Source organism: Chelatococcus sp. KU-N122 (assembly GCF_055391085.1).
Genome location: NZ_AP043981.1, coordinates 6,304,066 through 6,315,874, shown reverse-complemented (window position 1 = coordinate 6,315,874; position 11,809 = coordinate 6,304,066). Strand labels below are relative to the sequence as shown.

At 69.2% G+C, this 11,809-nt stretch carries 10 protein-coding genes and 1 tRNA gene; 4 read left to right on the top strand and 7 right to left on the bottom strand.

Annotation, left to right across the window (positions count from 1 at the left end):
- Positions 1-218: 218 nt before the first annotated feature.
- The 6 genes from ACZ5PO_RS28705 to ACZ5PO_RS28680 all read right to left on the bottom strand — a co-directional run bounded on the left by ACZ5PO_RS28705 (position 219) and on the right by ACZ5PO_RS28680 (position 6,825).
- Entirely contained in the window at positions 219-1,001 is a 783-nt protein-coding gene (locus tag ACZ5PO_RS28705) for a thioesterase family protein (protein ID WP_464185605.1), read from the bottom strand.
- Positions 1,002-1,165: 164 nt separating this feature from the next.
- Positions 1,166-2,569, bottom strand: coding sequence for a serine hydrolase domain-containing protein (locus ACZ5PO_RS28700; protein ID WP_464185603.1), 1,404 nt, complete (start codon positions 2,567-2,569; stop codon positions 1,166-1,168).
- Between the two features lie 124 nt (positions 2,570-2,693).
- Positions 2,694-3,734, bottom strand: coding sequence for a helix-turn-helix domain-containing protein (locus ACZ5PO_RS28695; protein ID WP_464197088.1), 1,041 nt, complete (start codon positions 3,732-3,734; stop codon positions 2,694-2,696).
- Between the two features lie 172 nt (positions 3,735-3,906).
- Positions 3,907-4,647: an SDR family NAD(P)-dependent oxidoreductase gene (locus ACZ5PO_RS28690; RefSeq protein WP_464185602.1), complete on the bottom strand. Its 741-nt coding sequence runs from the start codon at positions 4,645-4,647 to the stop codon at positions 3,907-3,909.
- 185 nt (positions 4,648-4,832) lie between these two features.
- Entirely contained in the window at positions 4,833-6,482 is a 1,650-nt protein-coding gene (locus tag ACZ5PO_RS28685) for a hypothetical protein (protein WP_464185601.1), read from the bottom strand.
- Between the two features lie 268 nt (positions 6,483-6,750).
- Positions 6,751-6,825: transfer RNA gene (locus ACZ5PO_RS28680), tRNA-Glu, on the bottom strand.
- A gap of 200 nt (positions 6,826-7,025) precedes the next feature.
- On the opposite strand from ACZ5PO_RS28680, the gene ACZ5PO_RS28675 reads away from it, so the two are divergent.
- From ACZ5PO_RS28675 to ACZ5PO_RS28665, 3 genes are all read left to right on the top strand, one after another.
- Positions 7,026-7,745, top strand: coding sequence for an SIR2 family NAD-dependent protein deacylase (locus ACZ5PO_RS28675; protein ID WP_464197086.1), 720 nt, complete (start codon positions 7,026-7,028; stop codon positions 7,743-7,745).
- A gap of 135 nt (positions 7,746-7,880) precedes the next feature.
- Positions 7,881-8,495 (top strand): cold-shock protein, encoded by a 615-nt coding sequence (locus ACZ5PO_RS28670; RefSeq protein ID WP_464185600.1) that lies wholly within the window; start codon positions 7,881-7,883, stop codon positions 8,493-8,495.
- A 45-nt stretch (positions 8,496-8,540) separates the two neighbouring features.
- Complete coding sequence (locus ACZ5PO_RS28665; protein ID WP_464185597.1) at positions 8,541-9,002, top strand: DUF192 domain-containing protein; 462 nt, start codon at positions 8,541-8,543, stop codon at positions 9,000-9,002.
- Here the strand turns inward: ACZ5PO_RS28665 and ACZ5PO_RS28660 are convergent.
- Positions 8,981-9,961 carry a sensor histidine kinase gene (locus ACZ5PO_RS28660; RefSeq protein ID WP_464185596.1) on the bottom strand — a complete coding sequence of 327 codons (981 nt, stop codon included), beginning with the start codon at positions 9,959-9,961 and terminating at the stop codon, positions 8,981-8,983. The two genes, ACZ5PO_RS28665 and ACZ5PO_RS28660, sit on opposite strands and share 22 nt — an antisense overlap.
- 296 nt (positions 9,962-10,257) lie before the next feature.
- On the opposite strand from ACZ5PO_RS28660, the gene ACZ5PO_RS28655 reads away from it, so the two are divergent.
- Entirely contained in the window at positions 10,258-11,802 is a 1,545-nt protein-coding gene (locus ACZ5PO_RS28655; RefSeq protein WP_464185595.1) for an acetolactate synthase large subunit, read from the top strand.
- Positions 11,803-11,809 lie beyond the last annotated feature (7 nt).

The following is an 11,809-nucleotide window of genomic DNA, read 5'->3' as shown; positions in this document are numbered from 1 at the left end:
CCTGCGTTCGCCTGGAACATTCCCCCCCGACGCCACTCTCTTCTGCTCGTTCGCTGTGCAGACTTATGTCGCGGGCGGCGGCGCGCGCCAACCGATGCTCGCGCAGTCCCTGCATGCGCAGGCTGGGGAGAGCGGCAGCACGGGATTGGAAGCGCTCCACATGAAAGACCTGGAGCATGTCCACCCGATCAAATGAGTCCATCTGATCGGGACATGCTCTAGCCCCGTTGCTCGACGACGAGGCTCTGGACAGCGCGGCCGAAATAGCCCGTCACGTCCGCCAGGCGGGCAGAGGCAATGCCGGCGCCGGTTGGCCCGAGCCAGGTTTCCGCATTGAGCAGGATCCAGTCGCCGACAGGCTCGCGCGCCAGGCTGACCGTGAGGTCGCCGTTGATGAAGGTCCAGCGACGGAAATCGAGCACCGAGGATACGCCGTTGGAGAAGTCACCGGCGATGGCCGCGCGCATGGCCTGCGAGACGGCGCTGCCCTCGACGATGGTGCGGTCGACGCGGAACCAGACCGCTCCGGGCCCGGGCTGCCGGAAGCCACCCTTGGCGGCGCGGGCCGAGAGGCCGGTGATGAACGGGTTGCCGATGCCGCTCTCCGGATCCATGGGTGGACAGGCGTCCGGCAACGGCATGTCGAGCGGCGAGACGTCGGCGGCTTCCGCGGGCAGGGCCAAATCGTCCTTGCGGATCTTCAGCACCGAGGCACGCACGACCTCGACGCCCTTGGCCAGCAGCCGCACACCGCAGAGCTGGATCTTGCGGCCGGCGCGCAGCACCTCGGTCTTGAGCTCGAGCTCGCCGATCGGCACCGGACGCATGAGATCGACCGTCAGCCGCGCCACCTGCATCGGTGCCGCCGTCTCCATGCGCTCCGCCGCCCAGATCGCCAGCGAGGAGGGCGCCCCGCCGTGCTGCATGGAGAGATCCCACGGCCCGGCCGCAAGGGGGCTCGCCAGCACACGATCGCCGTCGACGCGGAATACCGTATCCATGACTATGCTGTCTCCTCGGCCGTCTGCGGGGCGCGAAGCCGCCGGGAGTCAGGCGCTCGGCAGCAACGCGCTGCGTCGCAATAGGGCGCATCGGCCCGATCCGCAATCGTCGCCGGCACGAGGCGCGGAGGCGGAGCCTTAGGCCCCGCCAGGCGCTGGCACGCTTAGTTGATCCGTTCGTGCGTCGCGGCAACGACGTCGCCGACCAGACGCGAGGTGCCTGCCGGATCGCCGCCGCCACCGGAGATGCCGAGGCGGACGATGACCAGGCGCTCGGACGGGATGACGACCAGGTACTGGCCGAACTGGCCACGGGCATGGAAAGCGTCCCGCGGCATCCCCCAGGCGATGCGGCTGCGGGCGCCGTCGCTATCGTCCAGGTTGGTCCAGAAGCCGGCGCCGTAGCCGACCCAGGCGCCCGGCGTCGGCTGCGTGGAATAGGCGCGCCATCCCTCGGGCAGGATGCGCTGCGGCCCGACCGCCCCGTCGTTCAGATAGAGCTGCCCGAATCGGGCCCAGGCGCGGGCAGAAGCCAGCATCTGGCTGGCACCTTCCGGCGTTCCGCTGACGTCGAACTCGAGTGTGACGTGCTCCATGCCGAGCGGGCCGAACAACTCGCGCTGGGCGAAGGCCATGACGTCGGCTGCGTGGCCTCCGACCGCATCGCGGATGAGTCGCGACAGGATCAGGTAGTTGCCGTCGCTGTACGCCCACGTGGTTCCGGGCGCCGCTGCCAGCCCCGCGCGCTCGGCAAACGCCGCCATGTCGGGTTCGATATACTTCATGCGGTTGACCGGGTCGGCGGCGCTGGCCAGGTCGGCGGCCAGCGAGCTCCCCAGCGCCAGGCCGCTGGTGTGGCGCAGCAGCTCATCGACGGTGATCCGTCCCCGCGGATCGCCTGGCGCTTTCCAAGCGGCGACGGGCGCCGGCGCGTCGATGGCGAGGCGCCCCTGGCGAACGAGAACACCAATCAGCGCATTGGTCACCGACTTGGTCATGGACCAGCCGGGAAGCGGTGTGGCGATGCCGTAACCTGCCGCGTAGCGCTCGGCGATGATGCGGCCGTCCTTCAACACGACCACCGCCTTGGTCTGCCGGATCGGTTCACCCGGCTCGGCGAAGGCGCGATCGAGCGCCGCTGCGAGGGCCGGGGTCTGCGGCGCTACGACGCCGTCGCCCGCGATGTCCGCCAACAGGGCCGCCTGAACCGGGGCCGTCGACGCCGGCCGCACCGGCGGCAGGCTGCCGTTGGCGATGGCGCATCCCATGCCGTCGCGGAATACGGCCTTGCTGTCCGCCAGACCGAGCATCCGCGTGGTCACTTCACGGCGGTCACGGTCGACCACGGACGACAGGGTCCAGCTGATGAGGCCGACACCGGGCATCACCCGGCGCGTTTCCTCGTAGACCCGGTAGGGGTCGAGCCCGGACACGAAGGCGGCCGAGCACATGATGTGCGATACGAAGCCGGTTGCAACGGCCGGCGCGTCGATCATCGACGCTTGCGTGGGCCGGGCGCAGGTCAAGCCGGCGGCCAGGACGAGGCCGGCGGTCCCCCAGTGTCTCATCACATTCGTCTCCGTACCCCTGGCGGGGCGATGGAGACGGCGGATACGAGCCGCGGCGCGTGCCGGCTCGCCGATTCCCGCGTTCGGCCGGCCGAAACCGGAACAGGGCTCGCCGAAATTGAATTCAGCTCACGACATCAAGAACTTGATCTGATGCCGCAGCGCCATTGCCAGACCCGGCCGCCGCCCGGCGATAGTCCGTCGGCGTGACGCCGGTGGCCGCCTTGAAGGCGCGGTTGAACGGGCCGAGCGACTGGAAACCCGCGTCGAGCGCGATGGTGGTGACCGGAACGGCGGCCTGGGCCGGGTCGGCGAGCGCCGCCTTGGCCTCCGCGATGCGGTAGCCGTTCACGAAGGCGTTGAAGTTGCGGTAGCCGAGGTGCTGATTGATGACCTTGCGCAGGCGGTAGTCGGGCACGCCGAGCCTGAGCGCCAGCTGACCGATGGTCAGGCCCTCCTGGCGATAGATGCGGTCGTGCATCATCAGCCGGTCGAGCGCCGCCGTGAGCTTGCGGTCCGCCGCATCCGGCCGCGATTCGATCGGGGCGGCCGGCGCCGGCACGGCGGGCACAGGCGCCGCATGGGCGAAGATGCCGTCGCTGTCCCCGGCCCGGACGAGAACGATAAACACGACCACGACGACGGCGAGCAGCACCGCGGCTGAAACGGTCGCGGAGGCCTGAGCCGGCGCCACCAGCTGCAGCACGGCGTAGGCGCCGCCGCAGAGCGCGGCAGCGCCGACGATGAAGAGGCGCAGCCGGCGTCGCCCCTCCACCAGGTCGACGCTCCAGCTCGACACGGTCTGCGCGAGGGCGAGGCCGATGATGACGAGCGACACCACGTTGAGGATGAGCCCGAGCGGCACAGGGCGGAGCGCCTCCGGGGCCGCGCATTGCACGGTGCCGGCAAGCGCAAGCGTGGCCCAGACGACGCCATGCACCGGCCGCAGCCGGAACGCATCGTCGAAGAGGGCGCGCGCAAAAAGCCAGAGGACGACGACGTTGCCCGTGGCAAGTGCCGACAGCGGCGCACGCCAGAGCACCGGCCAGGCGACGAAATCCGCCGCCGACGTGAGCGCGAAGGCGGCGGACCCGAACGCGAACAGTGTGGCCAGACGCCCCGGGGCCGTGCCGCGAACGTCCCGCGCCAGGAGCCCAGCCAGCATCAGCAGCAGGGCGGCCGCGATCCAATGCAAGAGCAGGTCGGGCGCAAGGAGCAAGTCGGGCCTCGATCGAACGCGCCGCGCTCCGGCTCGAGCGAACGGCGGCGGCGCGCCCCGCACGTTAATCCTCGGCGGACCGGCCCGCCAGGGCCGGTCCTGGCCGGCGGCGATCGGGTCAGCCCATGCCGCCGTCGCAGCGCACGATAGCTCCGGTGGTAAAGCTCGAGGCGGGGCTCGCCAGGTAGAGCGCGGTGGTGACGATCTCCTCCGGCCGCCCCGGCCGCTGCAGCGAATTGTCCGACGTGGTGCGCTTGTCCTCGGTCCAGGCCTTGGAGATGTCAGTCAGGAACGGCCCGGCCGAAATGGCGTTGACGCGGACCTTGGGGCCATATTCGCGCGCCAGCGACACGGTCATGGCGTTGAGCGCAGCCTTGGCGCCCGAATAGGGAATCACGGTCGGCAGCGGCACCAGCGCGCCGCTCGACGAGATGTTGATGATGGAGCCGCCGTCGCCGTCCGCCATGCGCTTGGCCACCAGCGACGCCAGCCGGAACGGCCCCTTGAAGTTCAGCGACACGATCTTGTCGAACATCGCCTCGGTCATCTCATGGGAGGGGATGGCGGGCGACATCCCGGCGTTGTTGACGAGGATGTCGATACGGCCGAAGCGGTCGTAGCTGGCATCGGCAAGACGGTCCATGTCGTCCCAGCGGCTGGCGTTGATGGACAGCGCCAGCGACCGGCGGCCGAGCTGCTCGACCTCCTTCGCCGCGGCTTCGCAGGCATCGAGCTTGCGACTGGCGATGACCACGTCGGCGCCGTGCCGGGCAAAGGCGCGGACCATCTCCAGGCCCAGGCCCCGCGAGCCCCCGGTAACGACGGCGACCTTTCCCTCGAGGCTGAACAGATCGTCCATGCGGCATTCCTCCATACGTTATGCGTTGTCGTAGCATTCGATCCTTAGCCCATGGCGATGCAGGTCGGCCACCGTTCCACCGTGGATAACCGCCGGGATCTGCGGACGCAGACCCGGCAGGGCGTCGGCTGACAGCCGCCGACGTCGCGGCGGCCGCTGCGAAGGATACGCCGAAGGGCAGGGTCTCAACCGGTCGCCAGTCCCTGGAGCAGGAAATCGGTGACCTCGTCGGAGAACCGTTTGCGGTGCCCGTCGATGACCACGCCGTCCGATCCGTCAGGGTGGGGGCTTGCCATGGGCATGCCGTGGGCGACGAGGGCCTCGGCGCAGCCGAGCCAGTCGCCGCCGTCGACGGGCACGTTGCACGAGGCCCAGGAGAGCGTGCCGCAGACATTGTCGCCGAAGCCGTGCTGTTCGCGCCAGCTCGCGCCGTGATCGAGCAGGAACCGCGTAAGCGCCGCGTCGCCGCGGAACACCGCATGGTTGAGCGCCGACGCATTCCAGTCGCCGCCCCGTGTCGCGATCGGCCAGCCGAGTGCCACCATCAGCCGGACAGCCTGCCCGCAGCCTTGCGCGGCCACTTCCGGCAGCACGCGGCGCCCGGCTTCGGACAGCTCGGGCACGAGGCTGCTTCGCTGATCCAGGAGCCGTCGGGCGCCGTCCTCATCGCCCCGCGTACAGGCTGCGATGAACTGGTCCTCGATCGGAAGCGGGCCGTCGCCGCCGTCGCGGGCCAGCAGCTCCGCGACATCCGGCAACCCAAACCGAAGGGCCAGTACATACGCGCTCGTGCCATCCGGCGTGCGGACGGACGCATCGGCTCCCGCCTCCAGGAGCGCGGCGACATGGTCGCGGGACCGCCGGCGCCGGATGGCCCACAGCAGTGGCGAGCCCCAGTCGGCCGTCGGCGATCCCGGCGGCGGCTCATTGGGGTCGGCGCCATGCGCCAGCAGGAGCCGAAGCGCCTCGATGCTGTCGAGGTCGAGCACCCGATAGAAGGCGTTCGTCCCGACGATGCGCGCGCCGGCTTCCAGCAGGTGCCGCGCGCAGGCGAGGCTCTCCAGCGAATGATACAGGGACTCGCCGTCGTTCGGGTCCGCGCCGGCGTCCAGCAGGAGCTTGGTCAGCTCGGCATCGTGGCTCTGGCCGGCGGCGCCGTAGAGTGCCGACAGTGGGAATCGGTCGGACGGCTCGCTCAGCGAGGCCGGTGGCCAGCGGCTGCCAACCGACTGATCGGGGTCGGCCCCCGCCTCGAGCAGGAGCCGGGCGCAGGTGTGCAGACGGTCGCGATACGCCGGTAGCCGCAGGAGGCCGGAGTGCGTCACGGCGACGAGCGGGGGCAGGTTGAGCGGGCCCCCGGCCCGGTCGACCCAGCCTGGATCATCGCTTGTCGCGCGGCGCAGCACGGCCTCGTTGCCCACGGCGCAGGCGAGATAGGGGTCGTCGCCGACGAGAGCGGGGTCTTCCTCCAGCATCATGGCTGCCGCGCGCGGGCGGGCGCGGTTCGTGCCACCCGCGATATCGGCCGCGTAGACGAGCTGAAGCCAGCCGGACGGGCCCCTGGCATGGCCGAGTCTCTGGGCGGCGCGTGCCTCGACGATGCTCTTCAGGTCCGTCCAGGAGGGGAAGCCGTATTCGCGGGCGATGCAGGACTGCGCATCGTGAAGCCTTAGGCCGAGGCGCGCGACCGCGCCGTCGTCCTGGCCCGACGCGGACGGCAAGGCGTCGCGGATGCGGGCCATGGCGGCCGGATCGCCGCTCCTCCAGAGCGTCAGCAGGTTCTTCGCCTGCTTTCTCAAATGGTCGAGATTCGGCTTGTCGGCGAGCCGCTTCATGACAACCTCCGTGCATGAACTGCCGACGACCCGCAAATCCGGCTGCACAAAGGCTTGATGGCCAGCTCAGTGATGCAAGTGGGTTCTACCCTTCCCGCGGGTCCGGGTGCGGCTTGCTCCGCTGTGCCGCAGGCTAGGGTAGGGCCGCCGGGCGGTCAACGCGGCGGTGCTGCCTGTCCGAAGCGGCGGAGGCGCGCCGCCGCGGCCGGCGAGCGTCTGCGCCGGTTCGACCGACTCGCGTTGGCTGAGACTCACCTTGATCCAGATTTGGCGCGCCCAAGGGGAGTCGAACCCCTCTCTCCAGCGTGAAAGGCTGGCGTCCTAACCGATAGACGATGGGCGCGGTCAAGGAGGAAGCGGACGTATAGGGGCGTCGCGCGTGATCTGCAATATGGCCATGCCAAATTGCGGGCGGCTGCAGCCCCGGCGCCGTTGCGCCTCGTCGATCCGGGCCTATCTTAACGAGACCATTGGGACGTTGCCGTGACTGACCGCCCGACCGAGCTCGACGCCGTGACGACCGATGTTCTTGCGCTGCAGCGAATGCTCGCCGAGGCCGAGGCCATCGTCGCTTTTACCGGCGCCGGCATTTCGACGGAGTGCGGCGTGCCGGACTTCCGCTCGCCTGGAAGCCCCTGGCTCAAGAACCAGCCGATCGAGTTCAGCGAATTTCTGGCCAGTCCGACGGCGCGCATGGAGGCGTGGCGACGCAAGTTCGCGATGGACGACATCTATGGCGGCGCGCAGCCGGGTCGCGGCCATCAGGCGCTCGCCCGATTGGTCGCCCAAGGCCGGATGCCCGGGATCATCACGCAGAACATCGATGGGCTGCACCAGGCCTCAGGGGTGCCGGGCGAACAGATCGTCGAGCTGCACGGCAACGGCACCTACGCCGCTTGTCTCGACTGCGGTCTTCGGCATGAACTGGCGGACGTGCGCCGACGCTTCGAAGGCAGCAACCAGCCCCCGAGCTGCGTCAGCTGCGACGGCGTCGTCAAATCGGCGACGATCTCGTTCGGCCAGGCGATGCCGGAGCGGGCCATGCTGAAGGCGCAGGCGCTGACGCTCGCCTGCGACCTGTTTCTCGTCATCGGCTCGTCGCTCGTGGTCCAGCCGGCCGCCTCGTTTCCGGTGCTGGCGCGGCGCAACGGAGCCAAGCTGGTCATCATCAATCGCGACGAGACGCCGCTCGACGCGATCGCCCATCTCGTCGTCAACGACGACATCGGTAACGTCCTGGCGCGGGCGGCGCTGCCCGGATGATGAAAAAGCCACCGTCCGTCAAACCGATGTTGTGATCAAACGCTATATTTGGTGCCGACCTTTCGGGCTTTCCGCCCGACGTCCTGATGGTATCCTGAGTGCGTGAATCGCTGCGCGATTCGACGGTGGTCGTGAATGTCGGACGATTTCGGGGCGGGCGGCTCCAGGCGGCGGCCCTCCACTGTACCTGGCGCGGATGCGGACATCGACCGCGCGGTCGATGCGGACGGGCGACCGCTTGAGCTGATCGAGGTGTCCGGCCGGATCAAGTGGTTCGACGTTGCCAAAGGGTTCGGGTTCATCACCGCCGATGACGGCCCCGACGTGCTTCTCCACGTCACCTGCCTGCGCCGGGAAGGATATCAAACGGCCAAGGAAGGCGCGCGTATCGTCTGCGAGGCCATCCGGCGTGCGCGTGGCTTGCAGGCGTTCCGCATCATCTCCATGGACGAGGACGGCGCGGTTCATCCCTACGAGCTGGCGGAACCGCGCACTCATGTCACCGTCGTGCCGACGAGCGGGCTCGAACGGGCCGTCGTCAAATGGTTCAACCGGTTGCGGGGCTTCGGCTTCGTGTCGCGCGGGGACGAGACGCCGGACATCTTCGTCCATATGGAAACGCTGCGCCGCTACGGCCTGATGGAGCTGAAGCCCGGCCAGATCGTCTTCGTCCGCTTCGGCGACGGGCCCAAGGGGCTCATGGCATCCGAGATCCATCCCGTCGACCGCGTGGCGCCGACGTCCCATTGACGGCGCGCCAATTCCGCCCCGATTGCCTGCTCCAAGCTCCCCGCCATGAAGACGATTCCTTTGCGCCCGGCACTTGCGCTCCTTGTCGCTCTGAGCCTGGTCACGTTCGCTGGATACGCCCGTGCGGCGGCGCTCGAGCCATTGACGGTCGCCACCGCGACGGGCCGTCATAGTTTCTCGGTCGAGGTCATGCGCAGCGAGGATGAGCGGGAGCGGGGTCTCATGTTCCGCCGCTATCTGCCTGCCGACCGTGGCATGCTGTTCGACTTCAAGACCGTCGAGCCGGTGTCCATGTGGATGAAGAACACCTTTATTCCGCTTGACATGCTGTTCATCCGCAAGGACGGCACCATCGCCCGCATCGTCGAGAACACCGAACCGGAATCGACGCGGATCATCTCCTCGGGCGAGGATGTGCTCAGCGTCCTCGAGGTGAATGCGGGGACGGCAGCGCGGATCGGAGCTCGGCCGGGAGACCGGGTCGTTCATGCGTTGTTCGGCAGGTGAGAGGCGACGATCGCGTCGGGCTTGAGGCGGATCGTCGCACGCACGCCGTCCGCCTCGAAGACGAGGCTGGCCTCGCCCAGGCGCTGAGGCAGCGCGTTCTGCAGCAGGCGTGAGCCGAAACCGACGGCGGCGGGGGCGGCGACGGCCGGTCCTCCGCTTTCCTTCCATTCGATGGTGGCGCCCCGGCCGGCTTTCTCCCAATACAGGCTGACCCGTCCGCGCTGAGATCCCAGGGCGCCGTGCTTGATCGCGTTGGTGGCGAGCTCGTGCAGGATCAGCGCCAGCGGTGTCGCCGCCTGGCGATCCACGTGCAGTGGAGGACCGGCGAGCTTGAACCGATCGTCCGTCTCGAAGCATGCGACGACGCGCGCCAACAGCTGCGGCAGCGGCACGTTGCCGGCCGATCGTTCGGCGATGAGGGTCTGCGCCTCGAACAAGGCGCCCAGGCGGGCCGTGAAGGCGGCCTCGAAGGCCGCCACGGTCTCGGCCCTGCGCGCCGTCTGAACCGCCAATGCCTGCACCACGGCCAGGAGATTCTTGCTGCGATGCTGCATTTCGGCGATCAGAATCTGCGCCTGCTCATGGGCGGCCTCCAGATCGATGAGCGTGCGCCGAAACAGGCTGCCGATCGCCACGAGCACCCCCCCGAAAATCCAGAACAGGCTGATCGGGCCCCACCAGACGAAGCTCCAGTCCGGTGCAGCCAACTGGCGGTAGAGGACGACAGCCGCCACCGTGCTGGCCAGAATCACCGCCAGCCCGGCTGGGGCGCCGCCCCAGATCGCCGCGACGAGGATGGCGGGAAAGAAGGTCACGAACGGCCCGCTGTTGATCAGGGCCGGCTGGAAAAGTACGCGGATCAGCATGCCGCCTACGACGCAGCCGAGCACGGCGAGGCCGATCTGCCACCACCGCGGCCGCTCCCGCGAAATGAAGTCGATCCAGCCGCTGCTTTTCAAGTCCGGCTCCGAGCGGTCGGCGGCGAACTTGAAAAGCCGCGGGAATGAGCCATGGCAGATAACCTCCCGATCGGCGGCAAATCTACGCACCTCGACGTGCGATGATCCTCGACCGCGACGGTTCATCGCCTCCAAGTTGTCAGCGGTAGTATTTCCGCAGCGGCGGAGCGCGCTGCGATCGCGGTCAAGCCTCGTGGCCGCCTCTGCAAATTCAGCAGGGGACAGCTCCCGCGGCGCCCGTTATGTACGCGAGGCCCGACAAAACGACAGCAGCTCGAACGTCTTAGGAGAGAGCGATGAACGGAGCCGAGAGCCTCGCCAGAACGCTTGTGGCGGGCGACGTAGAGGTCTGCTTCACCAATCCCGGCACGTCCGAGATGCATTTCGTCGCCGCCCTCGACCGTGTCGACGGCATCCGCTGCGTGCTGTGCCTGTTCGAAGGCGTGGCCACGGGGGCCGCTGACGGCTATGCGCGCATGGCGGACAAGCCCGCGTCGACATTGCTGCACCTGGGGCCAGGCCTCTCGAACGGCCTCGCCAACCTGCACAATGCGCGCCGCGCGCGCAGCCCCGTCGTCAACATCGTCGGCGAGCACGCCACCTATCACCGGCGGTTCGACGCGCCGCTGACCTCCGACATCGAGAGCTTGGCACGTCCGGTGTCGGGCTGGGTCCGCACGTCGGTCGATTCGCGCGCCGTCGCCGGCGACGGGGCCGCGGCCATCGCCGCCGCCCGAAGCGCGCCCGGGCAGGTGGCGACGCTGATCCTGCCCGCCGATACGGCTTGGAACGAAGGTTCGGGCATCGCTCGAACCCCTGCCGCGGCGCCGCCGCGGCAGGTCGCCGCAACGACGGTCGAGGCGGTGGCCGCAGTGCTCCGCGGCGGCAGCCGCAGCATGCTGCTGCTGGGCGACAAGGCGCTGCGCGAGGCGCCGCTGGGGCTGGCACGGCGCATCGCCGACGCGACCGGCGCCGGGCTGCTGGCCGAGACATCGAATGCGCGCATGGCGCGCGGCGCGGGCAGGGTGCCGATCGACCGTCTGCCCTATGTCGTGGACGCGGCCGTGAAGACGCTCGAAGCGGTCGAGACGCTGGTACTGGTGGGTGCCCGGGCGCCGGTCGGCTTCTTCGCCTATCCGAACAAGCCGAGCGTGCTCACGCCGGCCGGGTGCCGGATCATCACCCTGGCCGACGTCGACGAAGACCAGCACGATGCGCTGGAGCAGCTGGCGGACGGGCTTGGCGTACGCGCGGCGGCGCTCGATCTGCCGTCAGGGGCGCCGGCACCGCTGCCGACGGGGGCGCTCGATGCTCGCGCGCTGGCCCAGGTCATTGGTGCGTTGCTGCCGGAACAGGCGATCGTCTGCGACGAGTCGGTCACCACCGGCCGCGGCTTCTTTCCGGCGACGGCGGTGGCGCCGCCGCACGACTGGCTGCAGCTCACCGGCGGCGCCATCGGGCTCGGCATCCCCATGGCGGTCGGCGCGGCCGTCGCCTGCCCGGACCGCAAGGTGGTGTCGCTGCAGGCCGACGGCAGCGGCATGTACACGGTCCAGGGCTTGTGGACCCAGGCGCGCGAGAACCTCGACGTCCTCACGGTGATCTGGTCCAACCGCTCCTATGCCATCCTGCGCGGCGAGCTTGCGGGCGTCGGCGCCGACAATCCGGGGCCGAAGGCACTGGACATGCTGAGCCTCGGCAATCCCGATCTGGACTGGGTCAGCCTCGCCAAGGGCCTCGGCGTCGACGGGCAGCGGGTGAACACGGCCGAGGGCTTCGCCCGCGCCTTCCAGGCCGGCGTCGCTCACCGCGGCCCCTATCTCATCGAGGTCGAACTGTAGCGGGCAC